Genomic DNA, 18245 nt, shown 5'->3' with positions numbered 1-18245 from the left:
ATTACCCCCATGAAAAACCCAAGTAGAATTTTATTTATTTTAATAGCGTTATCCTTCCTTTCTTGCGTAAGTGAGAAAGATTTGGATCAACCTATAGTAGATGATGAAATTGTTATCACAGACGATGATGGAGGAGTTGATGACCCGTTATCGGCTCTAAACGTTTCGACATCATTTGATTATCCTACCAGTAAAAATATAAACCTGATTCTAGAAGCTCCAGATTTTCTGAAAGGGGCAACTTTTTCAATTTATGGCAAGGTAGGAATTCAAGATAGCTTGTCTATTGCAAGCGGAACCTTTAATGAAGAAGGTCGTTTTGAGAAACAGCTAACAGTTACCTCGAGATTGGATAGCCTTTTAATATTTACAAATTATATTGGACTTATTGACAATGTACGGTTGCCGGTAAATACTGAAGAAGTCTTATTTGATTATACTCAATTTTATGAGCGCAATGGAAGTTCTGGAAAAGGTATTGAAAGACCCAAGCGAATACATCTTTCACAAAAAGGGCAAGCGGAATATACTTTTATTGACAGCTTTAATGGATTAGGAGTTCCAGATAATTTAGCATTCGCTGATGTGATTCAACAAAATTTATTAGACGATATCAATGCTTCTTTACCAGAGAATGTACCTGGAGGCATTCCTTCTTCAAACCCCGATTTTTTGGCTGGTAAAGAAACTAGTTTAATCATTACTGAAGAAGCTGATGTTTGGGTAACATTTGTTTCTGAGGGCGCTGGTTATCGTAATGTACTAGGGTACTACTCTTATCCTCTTGGAAATGAACCGGCTTCAGTTGATGATATTGTTGAACATCGAGTCATTTTTCCGAATGTTTCGTTTTCAGGCTCTGGAGGAGGTTTGATACCTGGTGATCGAGTTTATCTCGGCAGGTTTCCAGCGAATACTGTTATTTCATGGTTCTTGGCAGCTAATGGTTGGTTTGGAAGTGGGGTCAATGACGGTAATGGCGTATACTATTCAAACCCTGATTTTAATCCGGAATCCACCGCTTCAACAAGAGATCATATGGTGTTATTATATGACGAAGCTCGTGAGTTGACCTTACTTGGGTTTGAAGACTTAAGAAGAGATGTTGCCACTGATGATGATTTTAATGATGCCGTATTTTATGCAAAGGCGAATCCACCTGATGCCATTCAAATTGGAGATTTTGCAGAAATAGAAGTCGCCAATGATGCTGATGGAGATGGAATCAATGATGAACTTGATGATTTTCCTTTTGATGCAGACAAAGCCTTTAATAACTTTTTGCCATCGGTGAATTCAACAGGCAAGTTGGTATACGAAGATTTATGGCCCAGTCAAGGAGATTATGACTTTAATGATTTAGCTGTAGACTACTCGTTTAATTTAATTGCAAATGGAGATAATTTGATAACCTCCATTGATGCCTCATTTACCATTGAGAATATTGGAGGGGCCTTGCATAATGGTTTTGCATTTACACTTCCTATAAATCCAAATAATGTGAGTAGTATTGATGGTCAAATCATCAATGGTGGCTATGAGACTATTGCATCAAATGGAACTGAGACTGGTACTAATACTGATGAAACTGTCATAATTGTGGCAGGTGATTGTTTTGATTTACTTGGGCAGACGATTAACATTTCTATAGAATTCTCATCACCAATTGATGCAAACGCCCTGGGCGAAGTACCTTTTAATGCATTTTTAATAGCAAATCAAGATCGGGCGAAGGAAATTCACCTACCAGATTTACCGCCAACCAGTAAGGCGGACTATTTGGGCACTCAAGATGACTTTAGTGACCCTTTGATTGGTAGATATTATAAAACGAATACCAATTTGCCTTGGGCACTGAATATTTATGAAGGTTTTCAAACTCCACCAGAAAACGTACCTATCATTTTACAGTATCCCAGATTCGTGAATTGGGCAAATTCCGGAGGCACAGAAGACCTTGATTGGTACGCTCAATAATTCAATAATCTTGAAATGACTTGTTTACAACGTAATGTTTGCGTTTCACAACAATATTTTCGAAACTAAAAAATGTAAGATAATATTTACAAAAAAATAACGAAAAAACTTTAATAAATGAATATTGCAGTAATTGGTACAGGATATGTTGGTTTAGTGACCGGCACTTGTTTTGCAGAAACGGGTATAAACGTTGTCTGTGTTGATATTGATAAAAAGAAGGTCGATATGCTCCGAAATGGAGAAGTGCCTATCTATGAACCAGGTCTTGATGCGCTTTTAGAACGCAACATTGATAAAGGTAGAATTTCTTTTACTACAAGTTTACAAAAAGCAATTAAAGATTGTGATGCAGTATTTATTGCTGTTGGTACTCCACCTGATGAAGATGGTAGTGCTGACTTAAAGTATGTTTTGGGTGTTGCGCGCGAGATTGGGCAACATATGGAAGATTATAAGGTAATTATTACGAAAAGTACGGTACCCGTAGGAACTTCATATAAGGTAAAAGCTGCTGTTGAAGAAGAATTGGTCAATAGAGGTGTTCGTATTCCATTTGATGTGGCATCAAATCCTGAATTTTTAAAAGAGGGTAGTGCCGTTGACGACTTCTTGAAACCGGATCGTATTGTGGTTGGTATAGAGAGCAAGAGAGCTGAAAAGGTAATGAAAAGGCTTTACAAGCCTTTCTTGATGAACGGTCATCCACTATTGTTTATGGATATTTTCTCGTCTGAAATGACGAAGTATGCCGCGAACTCTATGTTAGCAACCAAAATTAGCTTCATGAACGATATTGCCAATCTATGTGAACTCGTTGGTGCAAACGTTGATTTGGTACGTAAGGGTATTGGTTCAGATACGCGAATCGGAAATAAGTTTATTTATCCTGGTACAGGATATGGTGGTAGCTGTTTTCCAAAAGATGTTCAAGCCTTAGTTCGTACTGCCGATGAATATGGTCATTCCTTAGAAGTCTTGAAAGCAGTGGAGGCTGTTAACTACAGGCAAAAGACTACGCTTGTTGAAAAAATCAAAAAGCATTTTGGTGAAAACTTAAAAGGAAAACAATTTGGAATGTGGGGCTTGGCTTTTAAACCAAAAACTGATGATATGCGCGAGGCTCCATCATTAGTTATAATAGAACAATTGAAGGCAATGGGCGCGAATATTCGTGCTTATGATCCAGTTGCTATGGAAGAAGCCGAAAGAATATTAGGTGATTCCATAGAATACGCGAAGGATGAATATGATGCGGCCATTGACGCAGATGCGTTGATCTTAGTTACGGAATGGTCTGAATTTAGAATGCCAAATTTCAGGATACTTGAGAAACTCATGAACGAGCATACAATTTTTGATGGCAGAAATGTGTATGATCCAGAAGAAATGGAGGAAATCGGTTTTAGCTACTACAGTATTGGACGTGAGGCTGTAAAAATTGAAGAAATCGCTCAGGTATAAATTGAACTGAAAACAAAAAACATGAAACGAATATTAGTAACTGGAGGTGCAGGCTTTGTAGGATCACATTTATGTGAACGACTTCTAAAAGAGGGGAACGAAGTCGTTTGTATGGATAATTATTTTACGGGTAGAAAAAGTAAAATTGTTCATTTGATGGACAACCCGTATTTTGAATTGATAAGGCATGACGTTACATTGCCTTATTTTATTGAGGTTGACGAGATTTACAATCTTGCATGCCCTGCTTCCCCTGTTCATTATCAGCACAATCCTATAAAAACCATTAAAACATCAGTTCTAGGTGCTATTAATATGTTGGGACTTGCAAAGCGAATTAATGCCAAAATCTTACAAGCATCAACAAGTGAGGTTTATGGTGATCCAGAAGTTCACCCACAACCCGAAAATTACTGGGGTCACGTAAACCCGATTGGAATAAGGTCTTGTTATGATGAAGGAAAAAGGTGCGCAGAGTCACTATTTGTCAACTATCATCAATCAAATAATGTTCTAGTAAAAATTATTAGAATATTTAATACCTATGGACCACGAATGGAACCAGATGATGGTCGCGTAGTGTCCAACTTTATAATGCAGGCCTTGCAAGGTCATGATATTACCATTTTTGGTGACGGATTGCAGACCAGAAGTTTTCAGTATGTAAGTGATTTGGTAGATGGAATGATTAAGATGATGAATACTGAAGATGATTTTATAGGTCCTATCAATATTGGTAACCCTGGTGAGTTCACGATGTTAGAACTGGCAGAAAATATTATAGATCTGACTGGTTCGAAATCGAAAATTACCCATCAACCATTACCTTCAGATGATCCTATGCAACGTAAACCAGATATTTCTTTAGCTAAAGAAAAGCTTAGAGAATGGCAACCAAGTGTCGATTTAAGAACAGGTTTAGAAAAAACCATTAAGTATTTTGATGGAACACTTCAAGATAAATCTATTCAAGAGTTAGTGAATTCATAATTCAATTTTTTAATTAAGTTAGAATGGATGCAATTAAGATTATAATCAATGTCATTGAAATACTACTGATCGGTTATTTCGGATTTGCATCCATATATATTTTTCTATTTGCTCTTGCAGGTATATTCAAGGCAAAAAAGAAGAACGTCATTATAAATAAACAGCGAAAATTTGCTGTTTTGATTCCAGGTTATAAAGAAGATAACGTCATTGTTGAAGTGGCGCGAAGAGCTTTAGAGCAAAGCTATGCAGAAGAACTTTTTGATGTGGTTATTATAGCCGACTCATTTCAAGAAAACACACTTGCCAAGCTTCGTAAACTGCCAATCACATTGGTTGAGGTAGCTTTTGAAAAAAGTACCAAATCCAAGGCTTTGAATAAAGCTATGGAAGTCATCGGAGATAAGTATCATGTGGCTTTGGTTCTTGATGCCGATAATATCATGGAGTTTGACTTTATCGAACAAATTAATGATGCCTTTAATAGGGGTTATAAAGTGGTTCAAGGACATCGTATTGCAAAAAACACAAATACGCCTTTTGCAATTCTTGACGCTATCAGCGAAGAGGTCAATAACCATATTTTTAGAAAAGGACATCGAGTATTAGGACTTTCATCAGCCTTAATAGGGTCGGGCATGGCATTTGATTATCACTTTTTCAAAACTACCATGGCCAATGTCAATGCCGTGGGTGGATTTGACAAAGAATTGGAGTTAAAACTGCTTCGCAATAGAACAAAAATTGAATATTTGCATAAAGCCTTGGTGCTAGATGAAAAAGTTCAAAAATCTGAGGTGTTTTCAAATCAGCGTAAAAGATGGCTTTCAGCGCAGTTTATTTATTTTAGAAGATATGTGCTATCTGGCATTAAGGAATTAGTCTTTAAAGGTAATATTGATTTTGCTGATAAGGTTTATCAGATGATTTCTACACCAAGAATTTTATTATTGGGTCTTGTGTTTGTTTTCACAGGGGTCTACGCATTGATTGATATCTTTTTCGAAAGCTCAACAAGTATTGTCTCTTCTCAATACTGGTTTATAACATTTATAATTACTGTTTTGGCGTTCGCATTATCGATACCAAGAAAATACTACAGCATATCAACATTGAAAGCGGTTTTAACACTACCTAAAGCATTTGTTCTGATGTTTTTATCCTTGTTCAAATTAAAAGGAGCGAATAAAAAATTCATTCATACCCAGCACGGTACCCTTAGCGGACAGTAAAATTTAAAATATGAAAATAGGAATTGAAGGACAACGGCTTTTTAGAAAAAAGAAGCACGGTATGGATATGGTAGCCTTAGAGCTCATCAAAAACTTACAAAGTATTGACAAAACTAATGAGTATGTCATTTTTGTAAAACCCGATGAAGACAATACCTGTATTCCTGATGCGCCTAATTTCAAAATAGTAGAACTGACTTCAAAGTTTGGATATCCTGGTTGGGAACAATGGGAGCTGCCAAGAGCAGCATATCACGAAGATTGTGATGTTTTGCATTGTACAAGTAATACAGGTCCATTATTTTGTAAAGTTCCTTTAGTGACTACATTACATGATATAATTTACCTAGAGAGCATTAGTATTTTTAAGAAAGATGGTACCTGGTATCAGAAACTTGGGAATATGTATCGCAGGTATTTTGTGCCACCGGTCATTAAAAAGAGTAAAAAAGTCATTACCGTTTCCAACTATGAAAAACACAGAATCAATAAGTATTTTGGATTTAAAGATGATCGTTTACATGCTATATACAATGGTGTGGGTGAGCATTTTAAAAAAGTTACTGATAGCAAAGTACTTTCTACAATAACGACCAAGTTTAATCTTCCTGAAAAGTTTTTCTTCTTTTTAGGCAATACTGATCCAAAGAAAAACACTATTGGTGCCTTAAGGGCTTTTGCGGATTTCAACTTGGAATATCCAAATCAATATCAGTTAGTGATGTTAGATTATGATGAAAACGAATTGCAACGAATATTAGGTTCCATTGGTCATCCTGAATTAAGAAAACAAATTCATCTTTTAGGATACGTGCCAAATGAGCAATTACCAGCGATTATAAGTCAATGTACTATTTTCTTGTACCCTTCTTTACGTGAAAGTTTTGGAATACCAATTTTAGAGGGAATGGCCTGTGGTGTGCCAGTGATTACTTCAAACACATCATCGATGCCAGAGGTAGCAGGTGAAGGAACAGCCTTGATTATTGACCCTTTCAAGCCTAAAGAGATTTCAAATGCTATGCAGACATTGGTTGAAGACCAAATGTTGGCAAAGGTTTTATCAGAAAAAGGTATTTCACGTGCAAAAGACTTTTCGTGGAAAGCAATGGCAGAAAACGTTTTAGCACTTTATGAAGATGTCTATGAAGAACTAAATACAGCAATGGTATGATTGAAGGCAAAGATATTATTGTAATGGGTATTCAAGCTTGGGATATTGAGATTGGTAGTAATTGTAAGAATATTGCTGTTGAGTTTGCCAAGAATAATCGAGTTCTTTACGTGAATCCGCCAATGGATAGGGTATCAAGATATAGAGAGCGACATACTCAAAAAATAAAAAAGAGAGTACAAATAAGAAAAGGATTAAAGGATGATTTGGTTCAATTAAATGAATCAATGTGGAATCTTTATCCAAAGACACTTACCGAGTCGGCTAACTTTTTAAACGCTAGTTGGTTGTTTGATAAATTAAATAAAATCAATGCAAAGCGATTTTGTTCAGATGTAGCTGATGTAGTTGAACGATTAGGTTTTAAAGACTATATCATCTTTAACGATAGCTCAATGTTTTTAGGGCAACACATAAAAGAATATTTGCAACCTTCATTTTACGTGTATTACATGCGTGATTATTTAACCAAAAACCCATATTGGCGAAAAAATGGCGTTCGTTTAGAGCCTAAGCTCATTCAAAAAGCTGATTGTGTAGTTAATAACTCTACCCTCTACACCGAGTATGGAAAACAATTTACAGAGCATTCTTATATGGTTGGCCAAGGTTGTGATACTTCTCTCTTTAATGATAAATTAAGAGAGATTGAGATTCCAACAGATTTGAAAGATTTTGAAGGACCTGTAGTCGGCTACGTAGGTTTTTTAAGTAGTAGAAGATTGAGTATTGAAATAATTGCAGATGTGGCGAAAGCAAGACCAGATTGGAACATTATTTTGGTGGGCCCGGAAGATGATGCTTTCAGCACTTCAGAATTACATGAAATTGATAATGTACATTTTTTAGGAAGTAGGGATGCTTCGGAACTGCCTAATTATATCAAAGGATTTGATGTAGCTATTAATCCTCAGTTGATTAATGACGCAACGATTGGAAATTATCCTAGAAAAATAGATGAATATTTAGCCATGGGAAAACCTACAGTGGCATCAGCTACAAAAGCAATGGAATATTTTGCTGAGCATACCTATTTAGGCAAAACTTCGGAAGACTATGTGGAATTAATTGAAAGAGCATTGAAAGAGGATAGCGCTGAATTGCGAGCTAAAAGGAAGGCCTTTGGTCTTTCACATAGTTGGGAAAATAATGTCAATGAAATTTACAATTGCATTTTAAAAGTAAGCAAGCAATCAGCATAAAATAGAAGTTATGGGTATTGTCAATAAAATAAAATCTAACCCTAAGTTGAAGCAATTCGCCCTAACGTTAATTGCCCCAAAGAGAAATCCACGACCTCGTTTTTGGGTGCGTTGGTTTTTAAATCCTTTAAAACACAAAAAAGGAAAAGGGGCAACCATTAGACGAAATAGTCGTATTGATGTTTTTCCATGGAAAAGATTTGAAGTAGGGCAACTAACAACAATTGAATCTTACTGTACCGTTAACAATGGCTCTGGTGATGTTCTCTTAGGAGATAGGGTTAGAGTAGGTATTGGTAGTGTAGTTATCGGACCAGTAACAATGGGTAATGGTTCGGGCTTGGGGCAAAATGTATTTGTTTCTGGTTTTAACCATGGTTATGCAGACGGTTCAAAAAACTCAAGTGAACAAGAACTTGACGTTAGACCTACAATTATTGAAGATGAAGCCCATATTGGTGCAAATTCAGTGGTATTGGCTGGAGTTACCATAGGAAGAAATTGCCAAATAGGTGCTGGCAGCGTAGTTACCAAAGACATCCCTGCATATTCAGTTGCGGTTGGTAACCCAGCTCGAGTCATAAAACAATTTAATCCCCATTCGGGTGAATGGGAATCTGTTAAGAAAAAACAAGCGATAGTCGCTTAAAACTAGTTAATATGGAAGCTTTAAAAATTATTTTCTGGATAGCTTTATTTATCATTTTCTATTCCTATTTGGGGTACGGCATTTTGTTGTTCGTTATCATAAAAATTAGAAGACTATTTGGTCTAGGTAAACCATTCACTGGTAATGAAGATTATGAGCCTGAAGTAACTCTTTTTGTGGCAGCCTATAACGAAAAAGACTATCTCGACGAAAAAGTTTCCAATTCCAAAAGCTTAAATTACCCTCAGAACAAGGTAACCCAGTTATGGGTAACTGATGGGTCGGACGATGGTACACCTGAACTATTAAAAAAGCATAAAGATGTTTCGGTAATACATAGTCCTGAAAGGGCGGGCAAAATTGCTGCGATGAATAGAGGTATGAAGTATGTGAAAACCCCAATCGTGATTTTTTCAGACGGAAATACTAACCTGGGCAAAAACTCTATTAAAGAAATTGTGCGCCTTTTTAGAAACCCTAAAGTAGGTTGTGTTTCAGGTGAAAAGCGTATCTATTCGAAAGATGCTGATAGTGCGGCTGGAGCTGGTGAAGGAATGTATTGGAAATATGAATCGCAATTAAAGAAATGGGATGCAGAACTGTATTCTGTGGTCGGAGCAGCCGGAGAGCTTTTTGCCATTCGTACTGAGTTATGGCAAGAAGTTGAAAAGGACACTTTATTGGATGATTTCATGATTTCATTGCGAGTTGCAATGAAGGGAAATACCATTCAATACAATCCTGATGCTTATGCAATTGAAAATGCTTCAGCCAATGTAAAGGAAGAGCTAAAGCGAAAAATTAGAATATCAGCTGGAGGAATACAATCCGTGGTACGTTTAGCTCCCTTATTGAATTTTTTCAAATACGGTACTTTATCGTTTCAGTATATTTCACATCGTGTTTTACGTTGGACATTAACCCCTTTATTACTTCTACTTTTAATTCCGATCAATTTAATCCTTGCGCTCAATGAAGGATTAGTTTCATTAGGGGTTTTTAGTTTTTTGTTTTGGGGTCAAGTAATTTTCTATGCAGCTGCATTGTTAGGATGGTTTTTAGAAAACAGGCAAATTCGATTAAAGATTCTTTTTATTCCTTATTACTTTTTCATTATGAATTTATCCGTGTTTTTAGGTTTTGGTAGGTACTTAAAAGGAAACCAATCTGTAAACTGGGAACGTGCCAAACGAGGGGGGGCTTCAGCGGAGGTGGTGGCTTAAACTAATTGATTTTCATAAAGGGGTAGGTCGAAGTAAAAGACACTCCCTTTGCCCACTTTACTTCTAATGTTAAGCGAACCACCATTTTTTTGAATGAAATTTTGGCAAAGTATCAAACCTAAACCGGTTCCAGGTTCTTTTTCCGTGCCTAATTTGCTAAAATGTTCATTAGGATTGAGAACTTTACTGATATCTTCTTTTGGAATGCCTTGACCATTATCTTCAATTTCAATGATTAATGCACCGCTGTTGGCAATAGCATTTACGTTGATTGTGCCTTTGACTGGCGTAAACTTTATGGCATTTGAAAGCAAGTTTCTGAGTACGGTTTTAACAGTATTCATGTCTGCAAAAACTAAAGTGTCTTTGAGAACATTGTTAATCAGTTGAATGTTTTTATGTTCACTACCTAATTTAAGTAATCTAAAGGTCTGCTCTACTAAATCAAAAACGTCTAATTTTTCGGGAATGATTTGAATTTGATCACTTTCAGATTTTGCCCACCCCAATAGGTTCTGAAGTAAGTTCAAAGCCTCATCCATAGTTTTTAGCAGTTCATAAACAGTGCCGCCTAAAAAATCATCTGCTTTAGGGTCAATGATACCGCGCATGATAAAATCCATTTTCAGTTTTGCAGCACTTAAAGGAGAGCGCAAGTCATGACCGATGATGGAAAACATTCTGTCTTTTAGGATATTCGACTGTCTCAGATTCTCAGCCTGTTTCTCTATCTGGTTTTTTGCCCTTACCAATTCAACATGGGTTTGTATTCTAGCAATAAGTTCTTGCTCATTGAAAGGCTTGGTAACATAATCAATACCTCCTACTTCAAAACCTTTGACTTTGTCTTTTATATTGACCTTTCCTGTTAGGAAAATCACCGGGATATTTTTGTATTTGGGATAGGACTTTAATTTTTCGCAAAGCTCAAACCCATCAATTCTTGGCATGATAACATCAAGTAGTATGAGATCAGGTAGCTTTTCTTCTAACAATTCAAAGAAATGGTCGTCATCACTGGTACCCTTATAGTTGAAGTCGTTTCTTTCAAGGATGAATCGCAACAGCTCAATGTTTAACTGTTCATCATCAACAGCTAAGATATAGGGCTTTTCATTAATTTGGTCATTCATTTGTAAATAGCTATGCCAAACTAAAGTAAGAAAAAGTTTTCATCTTAAATAAGTATTATCCCTGTGTTTGTAATAGAATTTGTTAATTGATTGGTTATTGAAATTTTAAAACTCTATATTATCCTGTTCCACAACCAAAAACTATTCTTTCACAACATAAATTGATTTGAAAATGTAAGTAGGATTATATTTACAAAATAAGTAGTAATAAACCTTAAAATATTATGATACATGTTTTGGTAACTGGCGGGGCCGGATTTATTGGTTCCAATTTTGTTCCCTATTTTTTGGAGACGAACCCAAATATCCACTTGGTAAATTTAGATGCTTTGACATATGCAGGTAATCTTGACAATCTAAAAGAGGCTGAAGCTGAAGACCGGTATACCTTTGTTAAAGGTGATATTTGTGATAGAAGCCTGGTTGAAAAACTTTTTGAACGTTTTGACATCAAAGGCGTCATACACTTTGCAGCAGAATCACATGTAGATAACTCAATTACCAATCCTGATGCCTTTATGCAAACCAATATTATTGGTACCTTCAATCTAATTGACGTAGCGAAAAAACATTGGATGGTTGGCCCTGGTATTTATAAAGAGGCTTATAAAGATTCTCGCTTTCATCACGTATCAACTGATGAGGTATATGGTACACTTGGTAAAGAAGGTTTGTTTATGGAAACTACCCCATATGCTCCAAATAGTCCATATAGTGCATCGAAAGCATCTTCCGATTTTATCGTTAGAAGTTACCATCATACGTTTGGTATGAACGTGGTCACAACCAATTGTTCAAACAATTATGGTCCAAAACAACACGATGAAAAATTGATACCAACAATTATTAGAAAAGCATTGTCTAAAGAACCCATTCCTATTTATGGAGATGGATCTAACATTCGCGATTGGCTGTTTGTATTAGACCATTGTAAGGGAATTTTATTGGCCTATGAGAAAGGGGTTTCTGGAGAAACATATAATATTGGCGGACGAAACGAACGTAATAACCTATATATCGCAAAAACTGTATGTGATATTTTAGATATAAAAACACCACGAAATGATAACAAATCATATCATGATTTGATTACTTACGTTAAAGATAGGGCAGGACATGATTTTAGATATGCCATTGATGCCTCTAAAATTGAAAATGACCTTGGCTGGAAGGCTGATGAGAATTTTGAAACAGGAATAGAAAAAACAATTGATTGGTACTTGAGACGCTATGTTGAAAAAGAAAATTCAAGTCTCGCTTAGCCAAATTAATATACCCCACAACAAAAAAATATATAATGAAAGGAATCATATTAGCAGGAGGTTCTGGAACAAGACTGCATCCTTTGACACTGGCAGTAAGTAAACAACTAATGCCAGTTTACGATAAGCCCATGATTTATTATCCGCTTTCTACTTTATTAGAATCAGGAATTTGGGAAATCTTAATTATATCCACCCCTCACGACTTGCCTTTGTTCAAAAAATTGTTGGGCGATGGTAGAAAATATGGATGCCGTTTTGAGTATGCCGTGCAAGAAGAACCTAATGGTCTTGCTCAAGCATTTATCATTGGTGAAAAGTTTATTGGAAATGATAAAGTGGCATTAATATTAGGAGATAACATTTTCTACGGTACGGGTTTAGAAAATCTTTTGCAGACCAACAACGACCCAGATGGGGGTATTATTTATGCCTATCATGTAAATGATCCAGAGCGCTATGGGGTGGTAGAATTCGATGATAATGGCAAGGCTATTTCAATAGAAGAAAAACCGCAAAGTCCAAAATCAAACTACGCCGTACCAGGAATCTATTTTTATGACAATGATGTTGTTGAAATAGCAAAAAATATGAAACCAAGTGCTCGTGGCGAGTTAGAGATTACCGATGTGAACCAAGAGTACCTAAAAAGAGGGAAATTGAAAGTTAGCATTATGGATAGGGGCACTGCTTGGCTAGATACCGGTACCTTTGCATCATTAATGCAAGCAGGTCAATTTGTTCAGGTTATTGAAGAACGTCAAGGTTTAAAGATAGGGGCTATTGAGTCGTCTGCATATAAAATGGGATATATCACAAAGAATCAATTCAAAAAATTAACTGAACCCTTCTTAAAAAGCGGTTATAGCAAGCGCTTATTAGAAGTTATATCATAGTCTTATGGAAGTAAAAGAGACAAATATAGAAGGCTGTTTTTTGATGGAGCCAAGAGTGTTTGGTGATGAACGTGGTTACTTCTTTGAAAGTTATAACCAAGAAATTTTTGAAAAGAAAACTGGAGCGAAACCTTTTTTCGTACAAGACAATCAATCCTTTTCAACTAGAGGAGTACTCAGAGGGTTGCATTTTCAGAAAGGGCAACATGCTCAAGCAAAGTTGGTTCGGGTTTTAGAAGGAGAAGTTTTAGATGTAGCTGTAGATATTAGACCTGGTTCTAAAACCTTTGGTAAAGTGGTTTCAAATATACTTTCGGCCGACAATAAACAACAGATGTACATTCCTAGAGGGTGTGCACATGGTTTTGTAACACTAAGCAAAACAGCATCTTTTTTCTATAAATGCGATAATTTTTACAATAAAGAATCAGAGGGTGGAGTTTTATATAGCGATCCTGATTTTAATATTGATTGGGTAATTGATGAATCAGAATTGATTATTTCTGAAAAAGATAAGGTTCTACCAACTTTTAACGAAGTAGTATTAGATTAACCAGTATCAAATTTTAATTAGATTTAAATGAATATTCTTGTAACCGGGGCCTCAGGTCAATTAGGCAGCACTTTGAGAGCTTTAACTATCACAAATCAAGAAGGCTTAAATTTTGTCTATAAATCTTCAGCTGAATTAGATATTACCGATTTCGAGTCCGTACATCAAGAATTGACTTTAAACGATTATGCCTATTGTATTAATTGCGCGGCATTCACAAATGTAGACAAGGCTGAGTCAGATACCGATTTAGCACGCCTAGTGAATATTACAGGAGCCAGAAATTTGGCATTGGGTTGTAATGAAAACCAAACCATTTTAATTCATATTTCAACAGATTTCGTTTTTGATGGGTATTTGAATGAGCCTTATCATGAAGAAGCTATTGCGAGACCAATAGGATTTTATGGAGACACCAAGTATAAAGGAGAACGTGCCATTATCAATAATTTACAAGAATATTTTATCTTAAGGACGTCATGGTTGTACTCAGAGTTTGGAAACAACTTTATGAAGACCATGATTCGACTTGGTAATGAACGTGATGAGCTTTCGGTAGTTTATGATCAAATAGGCACACCGACCTATGCCAAGGACTTGGCAACTGTTATTTTATACATTATCAAAGCCCATAGCATTGATTATGGAGTTTATAATTATAGCAATGAAGGCGTCGCTAGTTGGTATGATTTTGCCAAAGCTATTTTTGATGGTCAAGGTATTGAGATTGACTTAAAACCTATTCGTTCAGAAGAATACCCTACACCGGCGGAACGCCCAAAATTCAGTGTGCTTGATAAGGCAAAAATCAAGGATACGTTTCACTTATCAATTCCTCATTGGAAGGATAGTCTTGCCATAGCCTTGAAGGCCTACTCAAAAATTGAGGCTTAAAGCCCTTTTATTTGTGTGCTGTGAAAAGAATCGGCCTGTAGGCGCAGTAATTCTTCCGCTTTCTGTTTTTTGTAGCGGAAGAGTTCCTCTTCCGATTTGATGTCCTCATAAATTTCTTGATTCATTACGGAATCTGTAGATAACAACAATTTTCGCTGTGTCACTTTCTGGGTCACCCAAGTTGCGACCACACTTTCACCTTCTTCAAACTTATAGTCATACTCTCCTTTTGGAGCCAATAGTTTTGCAATGATCGGTGCTGTTTCTATTGCTAAGAATAATAAGAAAATAAAAAACGAAGGCAACCAAGGTAGTTTATTCAACGCATTGATACGGGCCATAAGGCCATCAAAACCATCAATGATAGGTTGGGAAGAAGTCACAGATTCATTATAGTCTTTGTTTAGGTTTGTAATTTGATTTTCTATGCTAGAAATTTTTGCAGCATTAGTTTCTTTTAAAGTTTGTAGTTCAGCTAAATAGGCATCGTGTTTTTGACGCTTTTCTTCATAAACAGGGCCTTTGCCCAACAAACCGGTTCCAGCAGTCCCTTCAGCTTCTGAAATATAGGTATCATAAAGTGCATTTGTCTCGGTTTCTTTCTGTACAACCTCATTTTTTAAGTTGGAAATATCTTGATTTAAAGCTTCAATTTTAGGAGTGTACTGCAATGCTAATTGTTCTTTATTTTCAAGGGTCATGGCATTTTTTTCTTCAAGGAGAACTTGATTGATTTCCTTCTCAAAAATTTTCATTTCCAAGGGCTTTGAAATCACGATTGCAATGATAATCGCTAGAATTATCCTCGGTGCCGCTTGAAACAGCTCACTTTTGATATTATCCCTTTTTTTAATGGTAGAAACAATATACCTATCTAGATTAAAAATGAGAAGTCCCCAAATTAATCCGAAGAAAATTGCTGTGTATACGTTGTCAAAAACGGTAAAAAGTGCATAGCCACTTGCAATAAAAGCCATGACTGCCGTAAAGAAAACAGTTGCACCTATACCTGCATATTTATTGCGTTCTCCGTTTGAACAAGTTGAAAGAATATCGGTGTCAGCTCCTGAACAGAAGATAAAAAATCGTTGTAACATGATAGTGCTCGTTTTGGTTTGATCTAAGTATTGAACGCAAGTATTTATGATTTGTTACAGAAAAAGCCTTCTAATTGAAGGCTTTAACAGTGATTTGTGATATTATTGATATCAATTTTCATGCTTTTTTCCAAAAATAAACTTTAGGTTTTCCATTTTTGGTGCCCTTGGTGTTCACTCTTTCAATTTGTGTGTTTTTAGTTAACCACAATGCTCTTTCTGTTGAGATGGGCTCATCGTTATAGAAAAACGAAGCCTCTTTTTCTATCATTTCTGTTAGGTCAATGACTGAATTTGGGTTATTGCTTTTGTTGTAATTCTTGTGAGAAACTTTGCTTAGGTCGGTTAAAACAATCGCATACTCATCTTCAGAAAAATCTTCGGTGGCAACCTGAATCGATTTGTTGTTTTGCAATAATTGACGTGCTTTAACCGAAGAAACTCTATTTCCATTAAAATAAAAAGTAGGATTCTTTTTTAATGGTTCTTCAAGTTTTTGACCTTGACGATTTACTTGTTCGCCTTTTTCATTGAAATAACTTGTAATGCCATTCCTGGTACTGTAAAAAAGTTCATTACCATTTACTGTAATACTACCGGTCTCTATTGAAATTCTAGAAGCAGAAGATTTTTTGATGGTAATAGGTTTTTCAGAAATTCTAACCTGTGGATTTTTTGATTTGCTTCCTGTAGTTGAAATGTTCAAGCTTTTATCTTTCTTTAAAAGCTCAATTGCTTTGGCTGACGAAATCTTTTTATCCTCGAGATAAAAAGTGGCTCCTCTTTTTGCCATTTCAATGACATGGTCAAGCGGTTCTAAGGGCTCTGGAGGGGCAGGTGGTGTGATGGCTGCTTTTTTTACCTTTTTAGGACTAGGTGGTTTCGGAGCCTCTATAGATTCTTCCTTTGAAACCTTTGAAATTGGTTCAGAAGGGGAAACTTCATCAATTCTAGGTGCTTTTGGTGCGGGCGGCGGCTCTGGAAAATCAGGAAAAGGTTCGGCATCTGCTTTTTGTTTGTCAGACATTAGGCCATATATGTATTCCAAACGGGCTACATCATGACCAAGAATCCGCATGTTGTCGCGGTCCATCTCATTATATTTTTTAGCTAGTGCATTATACTCCGCCATTAGTTTTCGTGAAGCGCCTTCTTGAACATTTTTTTCATACAAATTATTATTTATGGAAGTATTGTTTGGTTTTTCTTTTTTTTGAACAGATTTTGTTTCGCTAAATCCGTACAATAAAATTACAAATAGGGGTACTACTAAAATACTGCGCAGTAAAACTGCTCTTTTTGAGGTTTCTTTTTTCATGATTTTAAATCGTTTTTTGATTGATGAATAATTAATGGCATTGGCCATTTTGATTGACTGATATTTGTTATGACTATCCCGTGATAAATAGGACAATAGCGTATTTTGATAATTACTTGTGGATGTGGTCTTTTTTAAGACAGCACTATCTGCTAGAAATTCATGATTTAGCTTGATACATTTTTTAAAGAAAAAGACCATAGGGTTAAACCATAGAATAACTTGCAAGAGCTCTATAAAAACAACGTCAATACTATGACATTGCTTGGCATGTACGTCTTCATGTAACAAAACTTCATCAGGTATGGTATGCTCTTCAAACTTAATTTTGTTTAAAAAAACATATCTAAAAAAAGTATGTGGTGGAAGTTGTTCTTTTAGCAATACTTTGATGCTGAATTGTTGTTTTAGTTTAGGGTTCTTTCGAATTCGATTGATAATTTGAAGTAGATTTTTGAAAAATTGAAACCCAAAACCAATAAGGCCTAAAGCATAAATGGTCTTGACTATTAAAATCCAATTGATAACGTCAATAGCTTCAGGTCGAGTTGTCGTTGTTATATTTGGTTCGCTTACTACTTGGGTAGTAGCATATGTAGTAGTAGGTTCAATATACGCTACAAAAACCAATGATGGTATTACTAAAGAAGCAATTAATCCTGCCAGAAGATAAAACCGCTTAAATATATGCATCTGCTCTTTTTCCAATAAAAGCTTGTAGAAGAGCAAGAATATGGCCATACAAGCCGCAGATTTTAATAGGTATAAAAGCATGCTATTTTCTTTTTATTTCTTGATCTATGAGCTGTTTCAATTCTTGCAGTTCCGTTTTGCTCAAATCAGTTGATTGAGTGAAAAACGATGCAAATTGAGTAGGGCTATCGTTGAAAAAGTTTTTGATCAATCCGTTCACATGCTTTGAGAAATAATCTTTCTTTTTTACAAGAGGAAAATATTCTCTTGATCGACCAAAACTATTATAGGCCACAAAACCTTTGTCGGCCATACGTTTTAACAATGTGGCTATCGTTGTGGTCGCCGGTTTTGGCTCTTCATATGCATCTAATAAATCTTTCATAAAAGCCTTTTTATGCTTCCATAAAATATTCATAAGCTCTTCTTCTGTTTTTGACAACTGCATGTTCTACAATATTAGAATTAACTCTACAAACATAGAATAA

The 18245-nt window shown here is 35.8% G+C and carries 16 protein-coding genes; 12 read left to right on the top strand and 4 right to left on the bottom strand.

Translation table 11 applies throughout. The features are described 5' to 3' along the window. The first annotated feature begins 9 nt into the window (after positions 1–9). From RM706_RS02040 to RM706_RS02005, 8 genes are all read left to right on the top strand, one after another. Positions 10–1977, top strand: a complete 1968-nt coding sequence (locus RM706_RS02040; protein WP_311349355.1) for an LruC domain-containing protein — start codon at positions 10–12, stop codon at positions 1975–1977. Between the two features lie 117 nt (positions 1978–2094). Then, positions 2095–3441 (top strand): UDP-glucose dehydrogenase family protein, encoded by a 1347-nt coding sequence (locus RM706_RS02035; protein WP_311349354.1) that lies wholly within the window; start codon positions 2095–2097, stop codon positions 3439–3441. A gap of 21 nt (positions 3442–3462) precedes the next feature. Beyond that, positions 3463–4431, top strand: a complete 969-nt coding sequence (locus RM706_RS02030; protein ID WP_311349353.1) for a UDP-glucuronic acid decarboxylase family protein — start codon at positions 3463–3465, stop codon at positions 4429–4431. A gap of 23 nt (positions 4432–4454) precedes the next feature. Next, positions 4455–5663 (top strand): glycosyltransferase family 2 protein, encoded by a 1209-nt coding sequence (locus RM706_RS02025; RefSeq protein ID WP_311349352.1) that lies wholly within the window; start codon positions 4455–4457, stop codon positions 5661–5663. Positions 5664–5673: 10 nt separating this feature from the next. Further along, positions 5674–6837, top strand: coding sequence for a glycosyltransferase family 4 protein (locus RM706_RS02020; protein WP_311349351.1), 1164 nt, complete (start codon positions 5674–5676; stop codon positions 6835–6837). Further along, positions 6834–8039, top strand: coding sequence for a glycosyltransferase (locus RM706_RS02015; RefSeq protein ID WP_311349350.1), 1206 nt, complete (start codon positions 6834–6836; stop codon positions 8037–8039). Before RM706_RS02020 ends, RM706_RS02015 begins: the two co-directional genes overlap by 4 nt. A gap of 10 nt (positions 8040–8049) precedes the next feature. Next, positions 8050–8688, top strand: a complete 639-nt coding sequence (locus tag RM706_RS02010) for an acyltransferase (protein ID WP_311349349.1) — start codon at positions 8050–8052, stop codon at positions 8686–8688. A gap of 11 nt (positions 8689–8699) precedes the next feature. Then, positions 8700–9911, top strand: coding sequence for a glycosyltransferase family 2 protein (locus RM706_RS02005; protein WP_311349348.1), 1212 nt, complete (start codon positions 8700–8702; stop codon positions 9909–9911). Here the strand turns inward: RM706_RS02005 and RM706_RS02000 are convergent. After that, on the bottom strand, positions 9908–11044 hold the full coding sequence (locus tag RM706_RS02000) for a hybrid sensor histidine kinase/response regulator (protein WP_311349347.1): 1137 nt from the start codon (positions 11042–11044) through the stop codon (positions 9908–9910). The two genes, RM706_RS02005 and RM706_RS02000, sit on opposite strands and share 4 nt — an antisense overlap. 224 nt (positions 11045–11268) lie before the next feature. Between RM706_RS02000 and rfbB the strand changes: the two genes are divergently transcribed. From rfbB to rfbD, 4 genes are read left to right on the top strand one after another with little or no spacing between them, the layout of a single operon-like run. Next, positions 11269–12306, top strand: a complete 1038-nt coding sequence (gene rfbB, locus RM706_RS01995; RefSeq protein WP_311349346.1) for a dTDP-glucose 4,6-dehydratase — start codon at positions 11269–11271, stop codon at positions 12304–12306. Positions 12307–12341: 35 nt separating this feature from the next. Next, entirely contained in the window at positions 12342–13202 is an 861-nt protein-coding gene (gene rfbA, locus RM706_RS01990; RefSeq protein ID WP_311349345.1) for a glucose-1-phosphate thymidylyltransferase RfbA, read from the top strand. Between the two features lie 4 nt (positions 13203–13206). Then, positions 13207–13755, top strand: a complete 549-nt coding sequence (gene rfbC / locus RM706_RS01985; RefSeq protein ID WP_311349344.1) for a dTDP-4-dehydrorhamnose 3,5-epimerase — start codon at positions 13207–13209, stop codon at positions 13753–13755. A gap of 27 nt (positions 13756–13782) precedes the next feature. Further along, positions 13783–14649 carry a dTDP-4-dehydrorhamnose reductase gene (rfbD, locus tag RM706_RS01980; RefSeq protein WP_311349343.1) on the top strand — a complete coding sequence of 289 codons (867 nt, stop codon included), beginning with the start codon at positions 13783–13785 and terminating at the stop codon, positions 14647–14649. On the opposite strand, the gene RM706_RS01975 is transcribed toward rfbD, so the two are convergent. The 3 genes from RM706_RS01975 to RM706_RS01965 all read right to left on the bottom strand — a co-directional run bounded on the left by RM706_RS01975 (position 14646) and on the right by RM706_RS01965 (position 18205). Next, entirely contained in the window at positions 14646–15746 is a 1101-nt protein-coding gene (locus tag RM706_RS01975; RefSeq protein ID WP_311349342.1) for a DUF4407 domain-containing protein, read from the bottom strand. The two genes, rfbD and RM706_RS01975, sit on opposite strands and share 4 nt — an antisense overlap. A gap of 118 nt (positions 15747–15864) precedes the next feature. Further along, a complete protein-coding gene (locus tag RM706_RS01970) occupies positions 15865–17838 on the bottom strand; it encodes a M56 family metallopeptidase (protein WP_311349341.1) in 1974 nt (657 codons plus the stop codon). Position 17839: 1 nt separating this feature from the next. Then, on the bottom strand, positions 17840–18205 hold the full coding sequence (locus RM706_RS01965) for a BlaI/MecI/CopY family transcriptional regulator (protein ID WP_311349340.1): 366 nt from the start codon (positions 18203–18205) through the stop codon (positions 17840–17842). Positions 18206–18245 lie beyond the last annotated feature (40 nt).

Source organism: Croceitalea rosinachiae (assembly GCF_031846445.1).
Lineage (GTDB): Bacteria > Bacteroidota > Bacteroidia > Flavobacteriales > Flavobacteriaceae > Croceitalea > Croceitalea rosinachiae.
The sequence above is the reverse complement of the archived record's forward strand: the minus strand, read 5'-3'. Positions and strand labels throughout refer to the sequence as shown.